Annotated in this window: 22 protein-coding genes; 10 read left to right on the plus strand and 12 right to left on the minus strand. The window is 32.5% G+C overall.

Annotated features, from left to right (window positions below; translation table 11 throughout):
- Window positions 1-120: 120 nt before the first annotated feature.
- The 7 genes from ABD816_RS14810 (at window position 121) to ABD816_RS14840 (ending at window position 8,615) form a co-directional block, all read left to right on the plus strand.
- Complete coding sequence (locus ABD816_RS14810) at window positions 121-1,290, plus strand: DegT/DnrJ/EryC1/StrS family aminotransferase (RefSeq protein WP_344928692.1); 1,170 nt, start codon at window positions 121-123, stop codon at window positions 1,288-1,290.
- Window positions 1,291-1,353: 63 nt separating this feature from the next.
- Entirely contained in the window at window positions 1,354-2,538 is a 1,185-nt protein-coding gene (locus ABD816_RS14815; RefSeq protein ID WP_344928694.1) for a hypothetical protein, read from the plus strand.
- Between the two features lie 71 nt (window positions 2,539-2,609).
- Window positions 2,610-4,253 carry a DEAD/DEAH box helicase gene (locus ABD816_RS14820; RefSeq protein WP_344928696.1) on the plus strand — a complete coding sequence of 548 codons (1,644 nt, stop codon included), beginning with the start codon at window positions 2,610-2,612 and terminating at the stop codon, window positions 4,251-4,253.
- Window positions 4,254-4,502: 249 nt separating this feature from the next.
- On the plus strand, window positions 4,503-5,792 hold the full coding sequence (locus tag ABD816_RS14825; RefSeq protein ID WP_344928698.1) for a metal-dependent hydrolase family protein: 1,290 nt from the start codon (window positions 4,503-4,505) through the stop codon (window positions 5,790-5,792).
- A gap of 21 nt (window positions 5,793-5,813) precedes the next feature.
- Window positions 5,814-6,737, plus strand: a complete 924-nt coding sequence (locus ABD816_RS14830; RefSeq protein WP_344928699.1) for an AraC family transcriptional regulator — start codon at window positions 5,814-5,816, stop codon at window positions 6,735-6,737.
- Window positions 6,738-6,806: 69 nt separating this feature from the next.
- On the plus strand, window positions 6,807-7,415 hold the full coding sequence (locus ABD816_RS14835; protein ID WP_344928701.1) for a hypothetical protein: 609 nt from the start codon (window positions 6,807-6,809) through the stop codon (window positions 7,413-7,415).
- On the plus strand, window positions 7,416-8,615 hold the full coding sequence (locus tag ABD816_RS14840; protein ID WP_344928703.1) for a hypothetical protein: 1,200 nt from the start codon (window positions 7,416-7,418) through the stop codon (window positions 8,613-8,615).
- A gap of 224 nt (window positions 8,616-8,839) precedes the next feature.
- On the opposite strand, the gene ABD816_RS14845 is transcribed toward ABD816_RS14840, so the two are convergent.
- From ABD816_RS14845 to fabD, 5 genes are all read right to left on the minus strand, one after another.
- Window positions 8,840-10,996, minus strand: coding sequence for a NosD domain-containing protein (locus ABD816_RS14845; protein WP_344928705.1), 2,157 nt, complete (start codon window positions 10,994-10,996; stop codon window positions 8,840-8,842).
- A gap of 25 nt (window positions 10,997-11,021) precedes the next feature.
- Window positions 11,022-12,968, minus strand: coding sequence for a NosD domain-containing protein (locus ABD816_RS14850; protein WP_344928707.1), 1,947 nt, complete (start codon window positions 12,966-12,968; stop codon window positions 11,022-11,024).
- A gap of 42 nt (window positions 12,969-13,010) precedes the next feature.
- A complete protein-coding gene (locus ABD816_RS14855; RefSeq protein WP_344928709.1) occupies window positions 13,011-14,990 on the minus strand; it encodes a right-handed parallel beta-helix repeat-containing protein in 1,980 nt (659 codons plus the stop codon).
- 26 nt (window positions 14,991-15,016) lie between these two features.
- On the minus strand, window positions 15,017-16,954 hold the full coding sequence (locus ABD816_RS14860) for a NosD domain-containing protein (RefSeq protein ID WP_344928711.1): 1,938 nt from the start codon (window positions 16,952-16,954) through the stop codon (window positions 15,017-15,019).
- A gap of 259 nt (window positions 16,955-17,213) precedes the next feature.
- Complete coding sequence (fabD, locus tag ABD816_RS14865; protein WP_344928712.1) at window positions 17,214-18,095, minus strand: ACP S-malonyltransferase; 882 nt, start codon at window positions 18,093-18,095, stop codon at window positions 17,214-17,216.
- 268 nt (window positions 18,096-18,363) lie between these two features.
- Here fabD and ABD816_RS14870 point away from each other — a divergent pair, with 268 nt between their 5' ends.
- Window positions 18,364-19,458 (plus strand): T9SS type A sorting domain-containing protein, encoded by a 1,095-nt coding sequence (locus tag ABD816_RS14870; RefSeq protein ID WP_344928715.1) that lies wholly within the window; start codon window positions 18,364-18,366, stop codon window positions 19,456-19,458.
- A 73-nt stretch (window positions 19,459-19,531) separates the two neighbouring features.
- Here ABD816_RS14870 and ABD816_RS14875 read toward each other — a convergent pair whose 3' ends face one another.
- Window positions 19,532-20,014, minus strand: a complete 483-nt coding sequence (locus tag ABD816_RS14875) for a dihydrofolate reductase (protein ID WP_344928716.1) — start codon at window positions 20,012-20,014, stop codon at window positions 19,532-19,534.
- 14 nt (window positions 20,015-20,028) lie between these two features.
- The gene (locus ABD816_RS14880) at window positions 20,029-20,469 is read right to left on the minus strand and encodes a 2TM domain-containing protein (RefSeq protein ID WP_344928718.1); all 441 of its coding nucleotides are present in this window, start codon (window positions 20,467-20,469) and stop codon (window positions 20,029-20,031) included.
- 66 nt (window positions 20,470-20,535) lie between these two features.
- Between ABD816_RS14880 and ABD816_RS14885 the strand changes: the two genes are divergently transcribed.
- On the plus strand, window positions 20,536-21,618 hold the full coding sequence (locus ABD816_RS14885) for an aminotransferase class V-fold PLP-dependent enzyme (protein ID WP_344928720.1): 1,083 nt from the start codon (window positions 20,536-20,538) through the stop codon (window positions 21,616-21,618).
- Between the two features lie 122 nt (window positions 21,619-21,740).
- On the plus strand, window positions 21,741-22,037 hold the full coding sequence (locus tag ABD816_RS14890; RefSeq protein ID WP_344928722.1) for an isoamylase early set domain-containing protein: 297 nt from the start codon (window positions 21,741-21,743) through the stop codon (window positions 22,035-22,037).
- Window positions 22,038-22,060: 23 nt separating this feature from the next.
- Here ABD816_RS14890 and ABD816_RS14895 read toward each other — a convergent pair whose 3' ends face one another.
- The 5 genes from ABD816_RS14895 to ABD816_RS14915 all read right to left on the minus strand — a co-directional run bounded on the left by ABD816_RS14895 (window position 22,061) and on the right by ABD816_RS14915 (window position 25,887).
- The gene (locus ABD816_RS14895) at window positions 22,061-22,342 is read right to left on the minus strand and encodes a DUF427 domain-containing protein (protein WP_344928724.1); all 282 of its coding nucleotides are present in this window, start codon (window positions 22,340-22,342) and stop codon (window positions 22,061-22,063) included.
- A gap of 1 nt (window position 22,343) precedes the next feature.
- Window positions 22,344-23,315: an L-histidine N(alpha)-methyltransferase gene (gene egtD / locus ABD816_RS14900; RefSeq protein WP_344928727.1), complete on the minus strand. Its 972-nt coding sequence runs from the start codon at window positions 23,313-23,315 to the stop codon at window positions 22,344-22,346.
- A gap of 9 nt (window positions 23,316-23,324) precedes the next feature.
- Window positions 23,325-24,491 (minus strand): ergothioneine biosynthesis protein EgtB, encoded by a 1,167-nt coding sequence (egtB, locus tag ABD816_RS14905; RefSeq protein WP_344928728.1) that lies wholly within the window; start codon window positions 24,489-24,491, stop codon window positions 23,325-23,327.
- Window positions 24,492-24,590: 99 nt separating this feature from the next.
- The gene (locus ABD816_RS14910) at window positions 24,591-25,028 is read right to left on the minus strand and encodes an energy transducer TonB (RefSeq protein ID WP_344928730.1); all 438 of its coding nucleotides are present in this window, start codon (window positions 25,026-25,028) and stop codon (window positions 24,591-24,593) included.
- Window positions 25,029-25,062: 34 nt separating this feature from the next.
- Complete coding sequence (locus ABD816_RS14915) at window positions 25,063-25,887, minus strand: thymidylate synthase (protein WP_344928733.1); 825 nt, start codon at window positions 25,885-25,887, stop codon at window positions 25,063-25,065.
- Window positions 25,888-25,977: the final 90 nt, after the last annotated feature.

Raw genomic sequence — 25,977 nt, forward strand, 5'->3', positions numbered from 1 at the left:
GAATATATCATGAATCAGCATTAATTCTTTTTTAGAATAATAAAAAAACATCAAAAGTCCTTATCAAATTGGCAATCGTATCAATATTTTGTACTTTCGTGCGTTCACTAAAAACATCTTATGAAAAAGATACAAATGGTTGATCTAAAGGGGCAATACGAGAGGATAAAAGATCGTATCGATGCATCTGTCCTTGACGTAATTGATTCAACTGCTTTTATTAATGGACCAGAAGTACATAATTTTCAAAAAGAATTAGAAGCGTATCTTGATATTAAACATGTAATACCTTGTGCTAATGGTACTGATGCTTTACAAATTGCTATGATGGGCCTGGGATTAAAACCTGGGGATGAAGTAATTACTGCAGACTTTACTTTTGCAGCAACTGTAGAGGTGATAGCTTTGCTGCAATTAACTCCTGTATTAGTAGATGTAGAACAAGATTCTTTTAATATTGACCCAGATGCCATTCGAAAAGCAATAACACCAAATACTAAAGCAATTGTTCCGGTACATTTATTTGGACAAGCGGCCAATATGGACGCCATTATGGCAATTGCTGAAGAGCACGATTTATATGTAATAGAAGACAATGCGCAAGGGATCGGTTCCAGTTATAAATTTGCAGATGGAAAAACTGCAAAAACGGGAACAATTGGTCATGTATCTTCTACCTCATTTTTTCCATCCAAGAATTTGGGTTGCTACGGAGATGGTGGTGCTATTTTTACTAACGATGATGAATTAGCGCATACGATTCGTGGTATTGTAAATCATGGGATGTATAAGCGATATCATCACGATGTAGTTGGTGTTAATTCTAGATTAGATTCTATACAAGCTACTATATTAAGAGCTAAGTTACCTAATCTTGACATCTATAATAATGCAAGACGAGAAGCTGCCAGAAAATATAATAAAGCATTAGAAAGCATCACTAATATTATAACCCCAAAAGTTAAAGGAAATAATTGCGGAACCACAGAAGATACGATATGCGACACATGTAATTGCCATGTATTTCATCAATATACCCTTAGAGTAATTAATACAGACAGGGATCAACTTGCAGCACACCTTAATGAAAAAGGAATTCCTTGTGGAGTCTATTATCCAATTCCATTGCATAGTCAGAAAGCTTATAGAGATGATCGCTATGATGAAGAAGATTTTATGGTGACAAATCAATTAATTAAGGAAGTTATTTCTTTACCAATGCATACTGAATTAGATGATGATCAAATAGATTTTATTACCAATACAATTATTAATTTTATCACTAAATAATAAGGTTAATAGAGCTTAAATTCTTGCTTTTTTAATCAAATACATAAAACCAATACTCTTACAATGGATTCACTTAGTATCTGTTATAACATTACCGATAATAAACTACCAGGAATGCCTCCTCTACCAGAGGTTTATATAGTACCTGTAACAAACGAAAGCTTAGGCTATGTAGAAAAACAAGCTACTCCTGCAACATTAAAAAGTTTTGATATACCATATTTAGAAACAGATCACGAGCAATTATTAAAAATATGCGCTGAGCTAAAACCAATTATTTTAGAAAATCAGTTTAAGCCTGCTAAAAAAAGAAAGAATTATGGTCTTACTGATATTCTAAAGGATCCAAAAATTAAACTTGTAGTATTAGAGTATGTAAATAAAAAGTTAGCTACCTTTTATTCGTTAGTTATAAAAAACCAATATGCAATCACGCATAATGCGCAGAGAAAAGACCCTTTTGAAGTGCATAGACTCTCTATCAGTAATACGATACTGAATCCTATACTAGAGTTCACTAAAACTGATGAAGGCTTCGATTATTCATTTTCTCTTGAAGAAGAAGATACGATCTTAATCCCACAAAATCACGAAATTCAGATTTTGTTAAACGAACCTTCCTGGGTTGCCGTTGACAAGAAAATTTATCATATTAAAAATCTCAATGCCAATAAATTAAAACCGTTTTTTGATAAAGAGAAAATTACGATTGCTAAAAAGTTTATAAAGACCTACTTAGACAAAGTAATCATTCCAGTGATCAAAGATGTTGACGTTGTTGCTAATGGGTTTGATATTATTATAAATCAACATATTGCATCCTATAAGATAGAAATTATTCAGGATTTTATAAAGGAAGATTTTGTCGCTAAAGTGGTGTTTAATTATGAGGAAGCTTCCTTTGATTTTAATAGTACAAAAAAGACTGCATCCGATGTGCTTTTTGCGAACTTTGATGATATTAAAATTACCCAAACCCAAAGAGATCTAAAAAAAGAAAAAGAAATCATAGCACTTTTAGAATCCAAAGGGCTTGTGCTAAATAATAATTTATTATTAGAAATGGAATCTGCTGAGGATCCTTTAGCTATTTTTAATTGGGTTCAGCAAAATCATGTACAGTTAGAAAAAGAAGGGTTCACAATCGTTTTACCTTCTATTGAAGACAGAGCTGTGAACATGGAAAAGCATCAAATCGAACTTCAAAATAAAAAAAAAATGACTGGTTCGATATCAGGGGAATCGTAACCATTGGCGCTCAGGAAATCCCCTTTTCTCGCTTTGTAAAAGATATTAAAAAAAACAATCGTTTTTTCTTAATGGATGATGGCACAACATTTATCATCCCATTAGAATGGATGACTCGGTATAAAAAGCTAGCGGATTTTGGCAAAGTTGATGAGGACGGGATTAAAGTTAACAAAAGTAATTACACTTTATTAAAAGACCTTATTCCTCCAGAAGAACTTGATATCACTAACATTACTGACATTCATTATCAACAGACAACCCAATTAAAAGCTATACTTCGCCCTTATCAGGAAGAGGGAGTAAAATGGCTGGTTAAACACTATCAAAATCAGCTAGGTGCCTGTTTGGCTGATGATATGGGACTGGGTAAAACATTACAAACTATCGCCGCATTAGTTTTTGCCAAAGAACAATTAGTTCCTGATGAAGATACCGCTCAAACTGTTCGACTTGACTTATTCAGTGATCCTTTAGAGATAAAAACATATCTAAAGGCATTAATTGTGTTACCGTCATCACTAGTCTTTAACTGGAGCCAGGAGATTCTAAAATTTGCACCACATTTCAATATTGTAAAATACATAGGACCAGATCGAAAAAAGATAATGCCTTATCTAGAAACCTATGATGTTGTTCTAACTACCTATGCAACCCTAACAAGAGATAGTACTATATTAAAAAAAACAGATTTCACCTATTTAGTGATTGATGAAAGCCAGCAAATTAAAAACGTAAATTCTAAAATATTCAAAGCTATAAAAAGTATTCCTGCACATCATAAAATCTCGCTAAGTGGAACACCAATAGAAAACTCATTAACAGACTTATGGTCACAGATGGAATTTATCAACCCCGGTATACTAGGTAGCTATCCATTTTTTAAAGATCACTTTAAAATACCAATCGAAAAATACCAGAACACAGAACGTATTGCTGAATTAAAAACACTAATAGAACCTTTTATTCTTCGAAGAACAAAGGAACAAGTAGCTAAAGATTTGCCAGAATTATCAGAGCAAATTATATATACAGAAATGTTATCTGATCAGCAAAAAGAATATGAATCCCAAAAATCAGCTGCCAGGAATCTACTTCTTGGTATTGATCCGGTAGCAGCAAATAAAATTCATATTGTAAACACGTTAACTAGGTTGCGGCAATTGGCGAATCATCCTAAATTAGTAACAGCAGACACCGATCATCCTTCTGGTAAATTCCAAGACGTTACTAACTATCTGGAAACACTAGTTAAATCAAATAAAAAAGTTTTGATTTTCAGCTCTTTCACATCGCATCTTGCACTTTATCAGGGATGGTGTACTACTCATAACATTCCATTCTTAACACTTACCGGGCAAACCAAAAATGTAGATAGAGAAGGAATTGTAAATCAGTTTCAGAATAACCAAAAAATCCCTTTATTCTTCATATCCCTAAAAGCTGGAGGTGTTGGTCTTAATCTAACAAAAGCATCCTATGTAGTCTTATTAGACCCTTGGTGGAATCCATTTATAGAAAAACAAGCCATCGCACGATCCCATAGAATTGGTCAGACAAATAATGTAATGGTAACTCGTTTCATTACAAAAAACACTATCGAAGAAAAAATTCTACAACTACAAGAACAAAAACAACATCTATCTGATGAAATTATAGCTATTGATGCAATTCCTGATTATATCGAAAATAGTCTGGAAGAATTATTAAACTAAAAAAGATCACCTTTCTTAGGCACATTCTTTACAAAAAACATCTCTTACAGACGTTTTAGTCCATCAACTTTATTGTCATCAATCAGAATGAAGAAATAATGTATCTTTTTCAGTTCTTATCCAAAAAAGCGTTTAGAGCTATTTCTAAAAGAAATCACAATCTCATTCGTCATCACAACAATTTATCATACATTGTTGATTAGTATTTTAAACAATTAATTGCATTCATATTTTCACACAAACTCTCTAATGAAACACTTATTTACTGCATTTTTTCTTTTGATTACTATCACAGCCACTGCTCAGGATACTTATCTTCATTGTGGTCGTTTAATTGATACAAAAGCTGGTAAAATTCTTACAGACAAAACTATTATCGTTTCTGGCAACAAGATCATCAAAATAGAAAACGGATACACTACTGGTAAAAAAGAAGACACATATATTGATTTAAAAGATAAAACGGTAATGCCCGGACTTATTGATCTTCATGTACATATGGAACATGAGACGAATCCAAATGCTTATTTAGAAAAATATACTAATGATGAAGCAGACGTTGCTTTTAATTCGGTAGCTTTTGCGGAAGCTACCTTATCAGCAGGATTCACCACGGTAAGAGATCTTGGTGGCACAGGAGTCAATATATCGTTAAAGAAAGCAATTAATAAAGGTCGAATCGATGGACCAAGAATATTTACTGCAGGCAAATCTCTGGCTACTACTGGTGGTCATGCAGATCCTACGAATGGTAGTAGTAGAAAATTGATTGGCAACCCCGGACCCAAAGAGGGAGTGGTCAACAGTATTGAAGATGCAAAAAAAGCAGTTCGCCAACGCTATAAAAACGGTGCAGATTTGATTAAAATTACTGCTACTGGTGGAGTATTAAGTGTTGCCAAGAGTAGTTCTAATCCTCAGTTTTCAGTAGCAGAAATCAAAGCAATTTGTGAGACTGCTAAAGACTATGGGTTTCATGTTGCTGCGCACGCTCATGGAGACGAAGGAATGCAACGTGCCGTTTTAGGTGGTGTCAAAACCATTGAACATGGAACACTCATGAGTGAACAAACAATGGATCTGATGAAACAATACGATGCTTATCTTGTACCTACAATTACCGCTGGAAAAGAAGTTACAGATAAGGCAAAAATACAAGGGTACTACCCGGAAATCATTGTACCCAAAGCATTAGATATTGGTCCAAAAATCCAAAGCACCTTTGGCAAAGCTTACAAAAGAGGTGTTGGTATTGCTTTTGGCACAGACGCAGGTGTTTTTAAACATGGAGAAAATGGTAAAGAATTTGGATATATGGTAGAAGCAGGAATGCCTGCAATAGCAACTATACAAAGTGCTACTATTACCAACGCTAAGATCTTGAACATGGAGGATCAATTAGGACAAATTGCTGTTGGATTTCTAGCAGATATCATTGCTGTTCAAGATGACCCGACTAAACAAATTAACACCATGGAACATGTCTTTTTTGTAATGAAAAACGGAAAAGTCTATAAAAAACAGATTTCAACAATGTGATATCAACTATAGCAATATACTATGGGATTTTCAGGAGATCAAATAACAACGGATTATATACACAGAATTAATAAAGCATTATATTTTATTGATACGCATCTGGACTCAGAACTATCTTTAGCAATCGTTGCAGAGGTTGCACATTATTCTCCTTATCATTTTCATAGAGTTTTTAAAGCAGTAGTTAATGAAACGCTCCACACCTACATCACCCGTAAAAGGATTGAAAAAGCTGCTTCTATATTGTTTAGAAGAAAAGAAGTAAGTATTTCAGAATTATCATTTCAATATGGTTTTAAAAGTAATTCTTCTTTCACCAGAACTTTTAAAAAAACATATGGTATTAGCCCTACGCAATTTAGAAAAATAAGTCCCAGTAGATATAGCAAGATTCGTCAAAAGAATCGCAAGAATGGGCAAGAAAAAGAAGTTTTTGAAAAATATATTTGCAACATCAATAATCATAAAAACTGGATTAAGATGAATGCAACAATTGAAGTTAAAGAGATCTTAGAATTAAAATATGCCTACATCAACCATATCGGAATCAACAATATTGAAAGTTCTTTTGAAAAACTTTATAAATGGGCAAATTCAAAAGGCTTCTTTAATGACCCCAATACAAAAATAGGTCGAATTTTTCATGATAGTTTTAAAATTACAGATCAAAATAAGGTTAGAATGAGTATTTGCACGTTTATCAGTATACCTTTTGAAACGCAAGGAGAAATTAGTAATTCGGTTATAGAAAAAACTAAATGTCTGATCGCTCGTTTTAAAATTAAACCTGAAGAATTTGAAAAATCATGGAGTAGCTTTTTTGTTTGGATGAACGAAAATGGATTTAAAAAAGCCGAAAGCAATCCATTTGAAATATACCTTAATAATTTCAATGAACATCCAGAAAACATCTGCATTGTAGACATGTATATTCCAGTAGAATAGTATTAATGTATGCCATCAAAACAAACAAATGGAATTAAATTTGTATTTTGAAGACATATTATAAATAAGATGAAAATTAACCTACTCATATTTCTTGTTATTGGTGTAAGCTGTACACTAACATATGGTCAGACAAAACTTATCGCTCATAAAAGTCATAGTGGTAATAATAGTACGTTTAAGAAGCGAATGAATCATATGGTTAGTGTCAATCGATCAAGTTTTGGGCGTGTAGATTATACTATTAAGAGATTAGATACTGTAGAACATATTTCAGATAGCTTTTCAGTCCTCTCCAAAAGCTATTATAACTCATACAAATTGAATGATGCACAACCCGCCTTCGTCAAACACAAAAGAGACACCATATATAATTTTCCATATTTCAGAAACTCTAAATCCCTAGACAGTTTTAAGTCTAACTTAAAAAAATCCTTCCAATTTAACAATGATATGGATAGTGTCGTATTTATCGGTCAAGAAAACCTAAAGAAGGTTCCAATAGAAAAAGAAAAAAAGAAAAATTCAACATTTCCCGTTATTGTGGACAACGATAGTACTCCACCGTTTGATTTTAAATGGATTGGCGTACTATGTATTGGATGTATTTCATTAATAATTGGGTATATAACGTATAGTAAAAATCAAAACAAAGAGGTACACACTAAAAAAGCTTAAATGAAGTCTTTTACAAAAATAGCTGCCTCTGTATTTGCTATTTTAGGAATTGTATGTATCCCATTCCCACTGCACTTATTTCCTTTTCATGAGAAAGTCATTAAATTATTATTTGGAAACCTAATTATATCGATAAGAACTCATGTCTTACAGGATCTCAAAGTAGATCAAGAGATATCATCGGATTCTGTCAATCTATATATTCTAATATGCATTCTACTTACTACCACGGTACTTATAACGATGGCCATTCTTGCTTATAAAAAGAGAAAAGAAATTCAGGACATTCTCTATGAATTTTCTACTATAATACTCAGTTATTACCTCAGTTTTCAACTTTTAAATTATGGGTTTAATAAAATTTTCAAAAGTCAATTCTATCTACCGGAGCCCAACACACTTTATACACCTGTAGGATATCTAGATAAAGACATCCTATTTTGGACCACCATGGGATCATCATATTCTTATAATTTATTTCTAGGAGGTATTGAAGTTTTTGCAGGATTACTTTTATTATTTCGCAAGACAAGAATGATTGGATGTGTACTTTCTATAACGATCTTTGCAAATATTCTAGCCATCAATATCAGTTTTGATATTTCAGTAAAATTGTTTGTCACTTTTTTACTTTTTCTTTCCCTATTTGGCTGCAGTCGCTATTTTTTAGGGATAATTAAAAAATTAATTCAAAGCCTGAAAAATCAGTATACACCCTGGTACACTAAAAAAACATTCATATATCCTTTTATGAAATCCTTTATCATATTGTGTATGGTGTATGAGGTTTTGTATCCTAATATTATGACTAACACATTTCACGATGATAAAATTGACCGTCCATTCCTGCACGGAGCTTATGAGGTTATAAATACTACAGATAATGGAATACATGCGCCATACAATCCTTGGAAACGCATTTTTATGCACCGTGAAAATTATATAATTTTTCAAGATGAAAAAGATCAAATGACAGATTTTAAACTACAAATCAATCCATCCAAAAGTCAAATTAAACTGACTGATTATGATCTTACGCAAATGGTCATCTCTTATCATTATATAAAAAAAGATAGCATTTTAGTTCTGCGATATAATGAACAGGGGCATCAATATCAACTCACCACCAAACAACTGAATTGGAAAACCTTGCCTTTACTCAAAAATCAGTTTCATTGGATCATTGAGGACGTAGAGTAACGGTTATTAATTAAGTTACAATATGCTACATCAATTAATCAACGGTAAAAGTTTCTCCTTCTATTACTTCTGTAACACATCTTTTAGATCTAAAAAACGGTCTATAGTGATTATCGGATCTGTTTGTATTTTAAAATCTGTTAACAAACAGCTTCCTATAGCTTTAACCATAAAAGGTTCTGGAGAGTCAACATTTTTAACACATTTAATCTTGCCACAAGAAATTATTCATTATTTATAACCGTATTATTATCACCGTCAATATCCACACGTACACCACCTGCAATGATATCATTATCAGATATACTTGAATTGTTTCCACGAAAATATAATGAAATATAATCATAGTCTTCATCACTTGTCAGTGTATTGTTACTTATGGTAAGGTTGTCAAAATTTGTTGAATGAAAACAGTAATTTTGTCCTAATGTTACAATGGAATTTCCTGAGATTTCTATATTACTATCTTCTGTTAAATAATCAGTACCAACAGTATTTATTCTGACTCCATACCCTTCTAACCTATTACCACTAGTATTAGCAATTGTATTGTTTAATATTTTAATATTTTGTGAACTTGTTGCTGCTCTATTTATACCAACTGCAATAGCTGTTTTACAATCTATGGTATTAGACTCAAATACAATATTAGAAGCTCCTCCAAAACCTATTCCTGTATTTACAAAATCGTTACCACTAAAATCTATATTATTGCTGTTTGTTACAGATATATTTGAGCTTCCATTAAAATAATTATTATAAACATTAACATGATAATCTTCCTCCTCTACTTCATTATTAATACTTATAAAATACATAGGTAAGCCATTATTTACTGTAATTTTATTATCATAAACCTCAACATCATTTACATAAAATTGACTATTAATACCCCAGGACTTTTCTGAAGTTGTATTGGTAATAATGTTATTATGGATTTTAGCTTCTACTAATTTATTCATCATTATACCTACAGTACAATCTATGATTTCATTATCATAAACTTCTGTTTCGTCATTTGTTAAAAAAATTCCTGTAGCACCATTTTTTATTATATTGTTAGCTATAATATTATCTGTACTTTTTTCAATCCCATAAGATTCAAAGTAAACTCCACCAACAATACCACCACCTAATACTGTATTATTCGTTACTTTAACGCCAGCAGCAGTAGTCCAACCGATACCACCATCTACAGTGTTGCCATCTATAATAGTTCGAAAAGCTCCCACTGCTAAGATAGAATTGGTTCGTGTTTCTTCAACAATATTGCTTTTAATAGTTACATCTTCTATACGCTGTGTATAACCTGGTCCGTTACTTGCAGGTTCTATTACAATTCCTATGCGAGGTGCTTGTCCATAAGAGGTGTAATATTTGTTTTCCACATCATTTCCTGCTCGGTATAATGTATTTCCTTCAATGAGAACTCTATAACCATCTGTTACAGATAAGTTGTTGTATTGATTAGAATCAAGAGTGCAATTTCTAATGATAATATCTTCACTAGGAATATATGGTCTTGCTATTTGATCTGGATAATCATACCAAGAGCTACTATTAACACTAATTCCCGCAGAAGCTAAGCTAAGATGCATGTTTTCTACAATTATATTACGACTAGCAGTAATCCAAAAAAGAGATTTACTACCTTCTGTAGGACCGTGTTCTAAACGATCTCCAATAAGATTACCTCCTGAAACAATTATATTTTCTGAATCATAAACACGAAACATCATAGAGGTATAATCTTTATCTACAGGAAAAACTCGTAATGTTGTATTATCTGCCATAGTAAGGTTCATATTTGATGGCAAATAAGCTACTGGAACTGAATTACTATCAGAATCAAAATAAGCATCCATTTTTCCTATTATAAAATTTTTAGCGCCTAATTTCTTTATAAAATTTATGGTCTCTTGAAAAACTACGTGATTTGAATACGCTTCCGTTTGTAAAGGAGGGGCTGGATCCGCCGAATTAGTTTGTACAATATCCCATCTTGAAGGCACAAACTCAAACTCTTCACTTAGTAAACTTACATCTCCAGTTATTGTTAGTTTAGAGTTTAATAATTCTCCTGCTATTTTTCCCGCAGAGGAGAAGTTTAAAGTTCCATTAAAAATATCACCTCCATCAAAAGCAAAAGTTACATCCGATGGGACTTCTATAGTGTTTCCTTCCAGATCTAATAAACAATCTATAGTAATTGTCGCATTTGTCCCTATATCTAAATCAGAAATAACACACGGCTCCGTTGCTGTGATTATGATAGGTTCTGGTTCTGACTCTGGATTTTGTTCATTATCAATACCTTCATCAGTACTACAAGAAACAAAGAATAGGCTACAAAATAGAAATGGGTAGATTAATTTTTTCATTATTCAAAAATAGATTTGATAAATTTTAATTACATGTATTATTTACTAGCTCAACCTCTATAGGTGTAGTAGATTCATTGTTTAGACAAACAAATCTATCTGCTCCAGTAGGTTCATAAATCATATTATTTAAAATACTAACATTTATGTGTGCATTTGTTAATGTAATTCCGTGACTTTCATTTGGTTTTATTGTGTTTCCAGATACCGTAACATTTGTTGCATTCGTAACTTGCACGGAGCCATTTACTGTATTATCAGAAAAAGCTAAACCCGTAGTATTAGAAATTGTAACTGGTTTTATACTTTCAAAAATATTATTTTCCACTTCAAAAATATAGTCCTTTTCTTCATCACCTTTATTAACATTCACAAAATACATATTAAAACTACCATTAGCCTTTAATGTATTTTCGTAAATCCTGGCATTATTTATAGTTGTATTTGTAGCTGCTATTGGGTGTCCGGATGCCGTTATGCTATTATTATAAACTTTAGCATCCGTAGGGTTACTTAACTGAATCCCTAATCCACAATCAATAACATTATTATATACAGATGCCCCTACAGACCCTACGATTATTCCAGCACTATATCCATTAATTGAATTATCGTATACTTCATTTTCAAAAACAGTCTCTCCTGATCCTGCGCAAAATATAGCCCAGGAATCTACTGCCCAATCTTTTGCTTCAAAAGTATTATTATAAATTTTAGTATTAGAAACTAAAGAATATACAACTCTAGTACCTATGTTATTATCAAAAACTCTGATATCTTGACCAATCGTTGCTGTTAAAAACCCTCCACGGCTACCTGATTCTTTATTATTACTTATGGTAACATCAAAAACTTTTTGATACTCTTTTAAGTCCCCACTTTCATCTCTGGTTCTTGCGGGTTCAATATTAATTGCGTAGCCAACCTCACCGCCATCAGAATTAGTCGATTCTAATCCATTATCAATAAATGTATTTCCATCAATAAATATATCTCGTCCATCAGTTAAAGCAATAGACATTCTTCTAGCATCTTTAAATGTACAATTCTTAATGATTACACTTTCTGTTGGATTATAATGATCACTAAATGAAAAGCCAATAGACTGTATTGCAAAAACGCCTTTAGATCCATTTTCAAAATAAACACCATCAATAGTTACATTTTTTCCCGAGTTTATAACCACCAAATGACTCCCTTCTAAACCTACATCATCTGAAGAATAAAACCGAGTATCTCTATCTCCGTGTAAATTCCCTCCAGTAATGCTAACATTAGAAGCTTCTCTTATTGCTAAGATCGCACCGCCTTCGAGATTATAATTACCTCCGGGAAATATTCTTAAGTGAGTATTATCTGTCATTACCAAATTAAAATCTGATGGTAAATTAATTGCTTCTACACTAGGATACCAGTTCGTATTTGTAGTTGTACTCGTTACTTTGGTAACTTCGAAATACGCATCAAAAGCGTCTATCTTAAATGTTGTCCCTCTTAATTCTTTAATCCAAAAGAATAAGTTTTCTAATTCAGTATTGTTTTTTAAAGCAATATCTGTGCTTGTTTCTCCTTCAACAATATCTTCTTTCCAGCGAGAAGGTACAAATTGAAAAACAGTACTGGTTAATTGTACATCTCCCATAACTTCTACATTAGAGTTTAATAATTCTCCTGCTATTTTTCCCGCAGAGGAGAAGTTTAAAGTTCCATTAAAAATATCACCTCCATCAAAAGCAAAAGTTACACCTTCAGGGATTTCTATCGTTTGCCCTTCCAGGTTTAATAAACAATCTATAGTAATAGTTGAATTTGTTTCTATATCTAAATCAGAAATAAAACACGGCTCCGTTGCTGTGATTATGATAGGTTCTGGTTCTGACTCTGGATTTTGTTCATTAACCACACCTTCATCAGTACTACAAGAAACAAAGAATAGGCTACAAAATAGAAATGAGTAGATTAATTTTTTCATTTAATTATAATTTAAAAGACGTATTACTTTACTGCTAATTAATTACAGTTCTATACACGTATTATTTTCAATAATAACTGAATCTGATAATGTTATATCATCATCTACTTTTATACAATTTACTTGCAAAGGTGTTTTTGAAGGGTAGATTGTTATAGTATTATCTTTAAAATTACTACTAGTAGCATCTGCATAAAATAAGATCCCATGTTCGCCTATATTTGTATCAATTTCATTATCATATACATTAATATTTCTTCCTCCATTAATCTGGATATCCCCCAGTTTATTATTACTAACAGTAATAGAATTTGCTCCAAATAAACCCGGAGGAGCTCCCGAAGTAGATTCACTTTTCATACCAGTGACAGTATTGTTTTTGACTATAAAATTAGCCTCTGTAGACTCATCTGACCATTCATTTGATAAAGCAAATGACCAAACAGCACCTTCTAACATTTCTAACATATTGCCTTCAATAATCACATTTTCAATAGTATTTAGAGAACGAATTCCTCTACTACTCGCTTTTATCGTATTATTACTTATTATGATATTTGAAGCTCCTTTACTTACATCAGTAGAACCGGCACCAAGAGAGATCCCAACAACTCCTTCAAAGATATTATTATTTACTACTACACCATTACCACTAACATTTAATGCTGTCGCTGTAGTTGTAACATGGTTTTCATACACTTCATTATCAAACACAAAATCAGTACGCCCAAAACTTTCTGCACTACCAGCACCAATTCCTGCATCTGTAATTGTATTATTTCTAATAATTACACCATCCACGGTGTGGAATGAAACTCCACAACCAATCATTTCATTATCTTCAACAATAATAGGCCCATTGCCATGGGAAATTAAAAAACCTCCAGCTTTTGTGTTTACCTCATAATCATTAACATACTGTTTACTATTTTTAATGGTAACATCACTCACTCTCTGGTACTCTTTAAGTGTCCCATCATCTTCTCTTTCACGATGCGGTTCAATATTTATATTACAAGACGGTGCACGACTATCTGATTTCTCTGTATCTATTCCTCCATCTATAAAGGTACAGTTCTGAACAGTTACATACTGACCATCTGTGATCGTAAAATTAATTCGGCGATTAGCTTCAAAAACACAGTTATTAATCGTTATATTTTTACTGCCAAGATAATCAGGATGAAAAGTAAATTTATCACTTTCAATAGCTAAACCATCTTGTGTAGCATTGCTCATATATACGCCATCAATTAAAATATTATTTCCTGTCTTTATTTTCATAGTATGACTAAGAGGCAAATTATCCTTCTGATCATATAAATCACGATCTCCATGAAGATTCCCTCCAGAAATCGTTACATTTTCAGCATTTTGTATAATGATCAAAAATGTAGAATAGTCTTCTGTAACTGTAGCTGGAAAAGTTCTTAGATGCGTTTGGTCACTCATTTTAAGATGAAAATCAGAAGGCATGATAATATTATACTTAAATGGCCCATCTCCATGAAAAAAAGCATCTAATCTATCTATCTTAAATACACTGCCTCCTATAGAGGCAATTTGAGTTACTAAATTCTGAATTGTTTTACTATTCTTTTTAGCTGTTTCTATAATAACATCACCTTCAATTATCTCCCATCTCGACGGCACAAACTCAAATTCTTCACTTAGTAAACTTACATCTCCTGTTATTGTTAGTTTAGAATTTAATAATTCTCCTGCTATTTCTCCCGCAGAGGAGAAGTCTAAAGTTCCATTAAAAATATCACCTCCATCAAAAGTAAAAGTTACACCTTCAGGGACTTCTATCGTTTGCCCTTCCAAGTCTAATAAACAATCTATAGTGATTGTCGCATTTGCATTTATATCTAAATCAGAAATTACACAGGGTTCTGTTGCTGTGATTATGATAGGTTCTGGTTCTGACTCTGGATTTTGATCGTTATCACCACCGTCATCAGTACTGCAGGAAACAAAGAACAGGCTACAAAATAGAAATGAGAAGATTAATTTTTTCATTTTTAAAAAATTAGATTTGACAAATTTTAATTACACGTGTTATTAACTAATTCTATTTCTGTAGGTGTAGTGGATTCATTTTTAATACAAACATACCTATCGGCTCCTGTAGGTTCCTGAATATTATTATTTGAAATAGTAATATTTTCGTGTTCGTTAAATAGTCTTATACCATGACCTTCATTAGGGGTTATAGTATTTTCATCAATAATAGAATTAAAAGTATCACTTATTTGTAATCCACCTTGAACTATGTTATTAGAAAATGTTACCCCCTTTGTTAAATACAAACTTACGGCTCCGTAGCCTAAGAAATCATTATTATCTATTAAAATAGAAAAATCCTCTTCATCTTCTGTATTATTAGAATTTGTTATTCTTGCCATAAAACCAGATGAAGTAAAGGTATTCCCAGTTACTTTTACATTCTCCGCGGTTGTATTTGCAAACCGTAACCCGTCACCTGAAGATTCAATGATGTTATCATAAATTGTAGCATCAATAGCACTAGATATTTGAATACCTCCTGTTACATTAGTTATTATATTTTCATAGATATCAGCGTCTACTGAACCAACCACAATACCTAATGAATAGCCTGAAATTTTATTACCACTAAATTCATTATCAAACACAGTTTCTCCTGTTCCTGTAGCAAAGAAAGCCCAACTTCCTGAAGCCCAACTTCCTGAAGCATTAAATGTATTATTTATATATCGTGCTCCATTAGCAAAATTCCATGACATTCTGGTATCAATGGTATTATCATCAACTGTAATATCTTGACCCGCGTATAAAGACAAAAAACCATTTCTGCTATTGGTCTCTGTATTTCCCTTAATAAGCACATTATACACTCTTTCATATTCCACCAAATTACCTAAATCATCTCGTGTTCTTGTAGGCTCTATATTAATTGCATATCCGACTTCACCACTCTGCGAATTTGTAGAATCTTGATCGTTATCTATAAAACTATTATTTAAAATTTGAATATTATCACCATCTGTTAGTGCTAAACTCATTCTTCTACTATTTTTGAAGGTATTATTTTTAACAATAATGTTTGTTGAAGGAATATAAGTATCCGGGTTAAACCTAAATCCTATTGAAAAAATATTCAAAGAGCCTGTTGAGGCATCTAAAAATGTCATACCATCTAACACCACATTTCGAGCAGAATTCAACTTTAATAAATGTGATCCGGCTTGATCTGCATCTACATCCGGATATTCCCTACTATCCCTATCACCATGCAGTGTACCGCCGGTAATCGTAACATTTTCTACATCGCGTAATGCCATTAAATTACCACCAGACTCATTTTTTAGACCAGGAAACACACGTAAATGTGTATTATCTGTCATTACCAAATTAAAATTAGAAGGTACATTAATAGCTTCTAACGAACTATATACAACTGTTGTCGCAGGGTTAGAATCGTGGTAAGAATGAAAATAGGCATCAAATCTATCTATTTTAAAAGTGGATGCGCCAAGGCTTTTTGTAAATTCAAATAAAGCTTCTAAATTATGGTTGTTTGTTAGGGCAATCTCTGAAGTTATTTCTCCTTCCACAATATTCTTCCATCGACTGGAATAAAAACTAAATGTATCACTAGTTAGTGTGATATTACCTATTACAGTTAATTCAGAATTCAGTAAATAATCATCAATTTTTCCTCCTCCAGAAAAATTCAGTGTTCCATTAAAAATATCTCCTCCGTCAAAAGTAAAGGTTACACCTGCTGGTACTTCTATAGTTTTTCCTTTTAAATCTAATAAACAATTTAGTATGATGGTACTGTTCGCTTCTATATTTAAATCTTCATACAAACATGCAGTTGTCGCTGTCACCGGATTCGGACTTTCTAACACTTCTGGCTCTTGATCTACATTTTCATCATTACTACAAGAAATAAAAAGCAATGTAAAAATTAGTAATTGACAAGTTCTTTTTTTCATTTTAAAGTATATTCAGGAACTTAAAGAGAAACAAATTATACGTGTCATTTTTAAGTACAAATGGTGAAACATATTTATTTATGTCATAAAATGAAAAAATGTTACGTTTTGTGACCATTTTAATACTAGCTTTCTCTCTTTAATTATATTTCATATACCGTTTTATCATGGTATCAAAACAAGAAAATAAAACGTGTAAATAAAAAAGCCTTAAAAGCAACTTGCTTTTAAGGTTTTAACTATTAGGTTTATTTCTTTTCTATATTGAAGCCAAAACAGTCTCTGCGGATCGATCCACTTTTTTAACCAATCCGGATAGCACTTTCCCTGGTCCTACTTCTGTAAATGAAGTGGCCCCATCGGCAATCATATTTTTTACACTCTGTGTCCATTTTACGGGAGCGGTAAGTTGTAAAATCAGATTCTTTTTAATCTCTTCCGGATCAGTAACCGCTGTCGTCGAAACATTCTGATAAATCGGACAGCTTGGTGTATTAAATTTAGTAGCTTTTATAGCTGCAGCTAATTCTTCTCTCGCAGGCTCCATTAAGGGAGAATGAAATGCCCCTCCTACAGGTAATACCAGCGCTCTACGAGCACCTTTTTCCTTCATTAATTCGCACGCTTTCTCAATTGCTTCTACTCCTCCTGAGATCACTAATTGCCCAGGGCAATTATAATTGGCTGCCACCACAATACCTTCAATTTCTTCACAAGCTTTTTCTACTACCTCATCTTCTAGACCTAGCACTGCTGCCATTGTAGACGGTTGTAACTCACATGCCTTTTGCATAGCTATAGCACGTTTAGCAACCAATCGCAATCCATCTTCAAAATTTAAAACTCCATTAGCGACTAATGCTGATAATTCTCCTAATGAATGACCTGCTACCATATCTGGCGCGAATTGATCTCCCATTGCTTTACTAAGAATTACTGAATGTAAAAAAATAGCAGGTTGTGTTACTTTAGTCTGCTTTAATTCATCAGCAGTACCTTCAAACATAATTTTGGTAATTTCAAACCCTAAAATATCATTGGCTTTATGAAAAAGTTCTTTTGCAATAGCAGAGTTTTCGTATAAATCTAAGCCCATTCCTGAAAATTGAGCTCCCTGACCTGGGAATATATATGCATTCATTATTCTATGGTTGTTTAATTTATATACAAAAGTAAGCATAAAGTTAAAAGTGAGTAATGATACTAGTTAGATTTTAATTCAACCAACTGGTATTTAATAAGGAAAAAATATAGGGTCATATTAAAAAAGAACAGGTTTTATGAAGCAAGAATCACCAAAAATCCACTTACACTTAATAATTTCCGCTGTAAACAGGGATATAAAACCACTGAAAACAAGGGTAGACATCTTCACTATAATTTTTAATTTCGTATTTTAAAATTAAATTATGAAGACAATTACTTTTCTATTTTTCGCATTCATCTCTTTTTATCAATATTCGCAAACGACATATACTTATACAGGAGTTGGCGACTGGAATACTGAAGAGAACTGGAGTCCAAACTACCCAGGAACTACTATTGAATTTGAAGACGAAGCAATTATATCCGAAGGATCAGAAGTACTTATTTCTTCTGTTATTATTAATGGTACACTTATTAATAGAGGTATTTTAGAAAATAATTCTACTATAACTAATAATGGTACTTTAATTAATCAAAACAGATATACTAGTAAGTCATTTTTAAATAATAATGGTACTATTTTTAACGAAAATACTTTTAACAATAATTCATTTTTAATTAATGAAGGCAGCATAACAAATAATGGACAATTGAATAACAACTCATTTTTTGTAAATAACTCCGATTTATTTAATAATGATATCTTCGTTAATAATGCCATTATCAATGGAGTCAATACTGCGCATACTAATGATTTTGAACTATCTCAGATTTTTAGCCCGGGCGATAGTAGCTCTCCAGCCATAGGCACCTACACTTTTGGGGATGATCTCACCATTAGTAGACCAGCATTTATAAGTTCACATATAGGTAGTATTTCTGACACTGATCTGATACAAGTTAATGGAGTAGCCACGTTATCAGGATCATTAAGCATCATCTTACTAAATGATTACGATCCTGAAATAGGGACTAATTATACAATTTTAAACGCTAACACTATACAAAACACTTTCGATACAGTTGATTTTCCTGATCTAGGTACTGATAAAGAATTTCGTATTATTTACAACACAGATTCTGTTATTGTTGAAGTAGTTGATAGTAAAATTTTAAGTCTCGAAGATATCAACCCAGATCAGAGTAAAGTTGTAGTATACCCTAACCCTGCATCAGATATATTATATGTAAAAGGACTACAAAAGCATGAAAAAATAGCAATATACTCTGCACTTGGTATTAGTATGTTAGAATCTTCGTTGAGCCCACTGGAGGATCATCTCATTGTTGACTTTCTAAATAAAGGTTCGTATTTTTTATCTATTGGGAATACTAGTTATCCTTTTATCAAAGATTAGCGCTAATAAAAGGTTTGATTTTTTCCAAACTTTTAAAACAGCATATAAATCATTCTAATACAGAAAAACAGAGTTACTTCTTCTTATAAGTCAAATAAGTAAATCCGTACTCATGTCGTTCATCAGCGCCGTGCATTTCTTTGTTTTCAATTTCCCAATGAGCCAAATCTATCTCAGGAAAAAATGTATCTGCATCGAATTTTCCATGTACTCGGGTTAATTCAATACAATCAGCATATTGCATCCCTATAGTATAAATTTCGCCACCACCAATAATAAATGGTTGTGGATCATCTTTTGTAATTGCCAGTGCATCCTCCATTGTATGAACTACTACAACTCCTTCTGGTTGATACGTTTTATTTCTGGTAATTACCACATGCACTCTATTAGGTAGCAATTTAGGAAAAGACTCAAACGTTTTGCGCCCCATAATGATATGATGCCCGGTCGTAAGTTGCTTAAATCGCTTAAAATCATCTGGCAAATGCCAAACTAAATCATTATCCTTTCCTAAAGCATTATTTTCTGCCGCTGCAGCAATCATAGTAATCATACGAGGAAATTCTTTTATAGTTGTTCTGAATTCTGGTTTTTTGACGGGATCAACTCGTCCTTTTTTTTTATTAGCTCTTCTTTTGGGTGTATTAATTCAACTTCCTTTTCGAGTTTAGCTATTTCTAATTTTTGCTTCGCTATTAGTCGTTCCATTTGTCGATCCGTCCAATCACGTCCCATAAATTTACTAAACAACCATACATTACAAAAATGCATAATAAATAAAAATGTCCAGATAAAAATCCCTACTACAAACCAATCTAATCCCAGGAAGGTAACTCCTTTTCCTAATCCTAAAACTAAGTTGAGAACAATCATAAAAATTGATCCGACAATATATACCACAAAATGCTGAAACAGTCTTTTTTTCTGAATCACCCGCCTACGTGCGTGCTCAAACAATTCTCTTTGATGTGCATCTATTTCTGAAGTTTCTTTCTTTTTTGAAAACATTTTAGCAGTACCTTAGTTGTCCTAAAAGTAAAGATAAAGATTTTGCTATAAAGCTAAATGTATCCTATGAAAAAAATACGAAAAGAATTCCCTGTACTTGCTCAAAACACCTATTTAAACACTGCTTCTTCAGGATTGTTATACGATTCCTTAATGGATTACAGACAAGAACATGATTTCGATTTTCTTATCGGCGGAAGTATGTTTAGAGAATCAAGCAGTAACTTTTTAAACTCTGTAAGACAATCCATTGGGGACTTCTTTACCTGTGATGCAAAAAATATAGTACTCACCCAAAACTTCTCTTTGGGTTTAAATACAGTTTTACAAGGATTAGATAACACCAAAAAGGTATTGATTCTTGATGAGGATTACCCTTCTGTAAATTTTGCAGTAACTAATAAAGGATTTGATGTTTGCTGCGCAAAAATAGATGCTAAATTAGAAGAAAATATAAAAGCTGCTATTCAAAAAAATAGGCCAGATATTTTTGTATTTAGCGTGGTTCAATTTACGAATGGTATTCTCATAGACCTTAACTTTATAAAACAACTAAAATCAGAATACCCCAATCTTTTAATAATAGCGGATGGCACACAATTCTGTGGCACTCAGATTTTTGATTTTAAATCTTCTGGTATTGATATATTAGGATGTAGCGGATATAAATGGTTATTAGGAGGCTATGGTAACGGTTTTATATTGTTTAATGATAACATATTAGAAGATACTACACCTGATTCTTACATTCAAAACGCTAAAGAAACTGATTATGATCCTTCTTATACTAATCTAAAAGCGAGATTTGAGTGTGGTCATTTAGATACTTTTAGCTTTGGTAGTCTTCAGTACTCTTTACAATTTTTATCAAAAACAGGGCAAGATATCATTCAACAAAACATCCGGGAATTAGCAGAGTATACCCATTCAAAATTAACAAAATTACATCTTTTAGAAGCATCTGTTCTGAAACGAAAAAAACATAGTTCAATTTTTAATATCAAAGGGGATCAAAAGTTGTTTAATTATTTAAGAGAAAAGGATATTATTACTTCAATGCGAGGTAATGGCATACGAATTAGTCTACATTTTTATAATACAAAAGAAGAAATTGATATCTTACTGGACGCACTACATCGTTATCGTTAATATCTAATTAGTTAATATTTATTAAAATATTGAAAATCTGATAGTTTGCATTTTTTAGTTTCATTTTTTGTATTAAATTTAATTCTATTTTTTTAACATATTATTAATTTTAAACCAATATCATGGCGATAACCAAGCAATACCTAAAATCAAAACCTGTGTGTAAAGTAACATTTAGTGTTCCTGCAAAAGAAGCTAATACTGTAAGCGTTGCTGGAGAATTTAATGAATGGAACACAGAAGCTACGGTACTTAAAAAATTAAAGAACGGCACTTTCAAAGGTACTTTAAACCTTCCTAAGGATAATAAATTCGAATTTAAATATGTAGTAGACGGTCAATGGACTAACGAATCAGACGCTGATGGATATCAGTGGAGCGAGTTTGCTTCTACAGAAAATAGTGTTTTGGTACTATAAAAACCAAACGGTGTTGAGGATGTTTATTCCACAACCTCAACACCTTTCCAAAAAGCAACATGACCTCTAATCTGCTTTGCTAAATCTTTAGTTTCAGGATAGAACCAAGCAGCATCTTTATTTTCTTTGCCTGCTACTTTTATTGTGTAGTAGGAGGCTATACCTTTCCAAGGACAATTGGTATGGGTATCACTTGAGTCAAAAAATTCTTTATGAATAGACTCCGGAGGGAAATAGTGGTTATTTTCTATGATTTTTGTATCATTACTTTCTGCCAGTATTTGACCATTCCAAATTGCTTTCATCTTATTTTATTTTAAATATATAATTTTTGTAATACTCTTTTTTATCAGTAAAAGAACCCTCTACCTTTAATCCAGATGATGTTGCCAGCCATTTTACCGTATCATCATCATATTTTTGCGAAATCTCGGTATGAATACTTTCCCATGCCTCAAAACAAACCTCTAATGATAAACTATCAATGGTCACTGTCTGTTTTTTTGTACTCACTAAATAACTTTTAGCGGTACCGCTTTCAGGGTCATATACTTCCCAATGTATAAACGAATCAAGATCAAAATCACCTCCAAGTTCCTTATTAATACGAGCTAACACATTTTTATTAAACGCTGCGGTTACTCCGGTTGGATCATTATAGGCATCTAATATTTTTTGAGGATGTTTTTTCTGATCAAATCCCATAAAAATTAAATCATCCGTATGCATAACGGCACGAAGGTTTTTTAGAAACTGAATGGCTCTGGGATGCAATAAATTACCAATATTAGAACCTAATACCATAATCACCTTTTTACGGCTACTAAGATGTTGTAATCGATCCAGGACCTCAAAATATTCGCCTACCAACCCTTTTACCAGAAGGTCAGGAAATTCAGCATCCAAATTTTGAACCAGTCCATCTATTGCATTTCTGCTAATATCAATTGGATGATACGTAAAAGAAAAACTCTTTTCTAATAATTCTTGCAAAAGAATCTTCGTCTTTTTTCCATCGCCTGCACCCAATTCTACAAGGTCAAAACCTTCTTTTATATTGTCAAAACTTTCTGTTATCTGAGTTTTTTGTGACTTAAAAATATCAAATTCTGTTGTGGTAAGATAGTACTCCGGGAGTGCCATAATCTTTTGAAACAGTTTATCCCCTATTTTATCATAGAAGAATTTTGATGATAGATATTTTGGAAACGCAGTTAGCCCTTCATTAACTTCCTTACTAAAAGTGTCAACTACTACCTTTTGATCTTTAGAATTCATGTATAAAAATTATGCTTTTTTTACTAATCGCAATCCATTGAATTGCCATCTGAGTTGTGGGTGAAAAAAATTACGATAGGTAGGTCTGGTATGCTTGTTAGGCGTTGCTATTGACCCGCCTCTGAGTACTTTTTGATTGACCATAAATTTACCGTTATATTCACCAAGTGCTCCTGGAGCCTTAGCATAATCGGGATATGGTAAATAGGCACTTTCTGTCCACTCCCATCGTTTACCCCACGTAAAAAATGATTGTGCAGCTTCCCATTCAAACTCAGTAGGTAAACGTTCACCTCGCCATTGTGCAAAAGCAAATGCCTCATAATATGAAATATGAGTTACAGGAGCACTCAATTGTAATGGCTGTAATCCTCCTAGTGTATATTGATAATACATATCATCAATTTTATGCCAATACTGCGGAGCACTTATAGTATTAGACAGCACCCAATCCCAACCTTCGGCATGCCACAATAAATTATTTTCATATCCTTTATTATTTATGAAATCGAGATATTCTCTGTTAGTTACTAACTTATTGGAAATTGCATAGGTCTGCAGAAACACTTTATGAGCACCTAATTCATTATCATAGCAAAAATCATTATCCCGAAATCCAATAGAATACAAACCTTCCTCCATAACAACATATTCTCCGGTTTCATCTACATCTTCATTTTCTGTAAACGTATCACTATATTTAGGTAATAATGGATTGTTTCCTAAAATAAACTTTATATCAGTAAGTAATAGTTCCTGATGTTGTTTTTCATGATGAATACCTATTTCTAAAAGTTTCTCGATCTTCTCGCTATTATGCTCTTCAAAAAAAGACTGAATATGAGAGGTAACATAATCTCTATACTCATATACTTCACTTACAGTAGGTCTTGAAAGATTTCCTCTATTGGTTCTCACTACTCTTTTACCGATACTTTCATAGTAACTATTAAAAACAAAAGCAAAATCTGGATGAAAACGAATATATCCTTTTGCATAAGGAGCTAAAATAAATTCTTCAAAAAACCAGGTGGTATGCCCTAAGTGCCATTTTGGTGGAGAGACATCCTCTATAGGTTGTACCACATAGTCCTCAATTTGCAAAGGTGCACAGATTTCTTCAGAATGGGATCGGGTTTGTAAAAAGGTAGAAAGTAAATTATCAATAATTTTCATAAAAAAAGTGCATATGATTTACATATGCACTTACAATTTAATAATTTTTCTATTGAAAAACTTTTTAACTAAGTTAATCCAATGTTAAAAAATCAATTTTTATTTTGGTTTAATGAAGGTAATAGGAACTGTATATGCAACTGATATAGGTTTATTACCCCATTTTGCAGGTTCATCCATTTTAGGAATTGTTTTGATAATTCTCACCGCTTCTCTCTGGAGATATCTATGTCCGTCTTTGACATCTATTACTTCCACTTTTCCTTTTTTATTAATAATAAATTCTACGGTTATAGTTCCTTCTAAACCCTCTTCTCGAGCGGCTTCAGGGTATCTAAAAATTTTAATTATATGATTCCTTAAATTATTATTAAAACAGTTAATAGGAGTTTGTCTCGAATCTTCACATTTTGGCCAAAGTGGTGTAATCCCTTTTCCATTCGCGCTCTCACTGGATAGTAGTATCCCACCATCTTCTTCTTGAGCAAAAGAAAAGTTAATGCTTAAAATTAATAAAACTAGTAATAGTTTATTCATACAATTGGTGATTTGGGGTTAATAAAAGTATAGGTTAAATAGCTACTGCACCTTTAATATGAGGGTGCGGGTTATAGTCATTCAATATAAAGTCATCAAAAACAAAGCCAAAGATATCTTTTACTTCTGGATTTAATGTTATAGTAGGCAATACTTTAGGTGTTCTTGACAATTGTAGCTCTAGTTGTTCAATGTGGTTATTATAAATATGAGCATCTCCAAATGTATGGATAAATTCACCCGGTTCATAGCCGCATACCTGAGCCATCATCATAGTAAAAAGCGCATAAGAAGCTATGTTAAAAGGAACTCCTAGGAATATATCTGCACTCCGTTGATACAATTGACAAGAAAGTTTACCGTCTGCTACATAAAATTGAAAAAATGCATGACAAGGCGGCAATGCAGCTTTACCATTGCTTACATTTTCTGAAAACGATTTTGAAGTATCTGGAAGTACGCTAGGGTTCCAGGCAGACACTAACATACGTCTACTATTTGGATTTTTTTTTAGACTTTCTACAACTTCTTTAATCTGATCAATTTCGTCACCATTCCAATTACGCCATTGATATCCATATACGGGTCCAAGATCACCGTGATCATCTGCCCATTCATTCCATATTCGAACCCCATTTTCCTGAAGATATTTCACATTTGTATCTCCTTTTAAAAACCATAGTAATTCATGAACAATGGATTTGAGATGTAATTTTTTAGTAGTAACCATCGGAAAGCCTTCACTGAGATCAAACCTCATTTGATATCCAAAAACACTTTTAGTTCCGGTTCCTGTACGATCTCCTTTCTCATTCCCATTAGCAAGGACGTGACGTACTAAATCAATATATTGTTTCATAATTCCTTACAACTTATTTCCCTCTAAATTTGATAAATCGAGTCAAATATACAAAAAATAGATCTTGAAATATCGTTTAATATATAGATT

It is taken from the genome of Aquimarina addita, from assembly GCF_039539305.1.
GTDB classification, from domain to species: domain Bacteria; phylum Bacteroidota; class Bacteroidia; order Flavobacteriales; family Flavobacteriaceae; genus Aquimarina; species Aquimarina addita.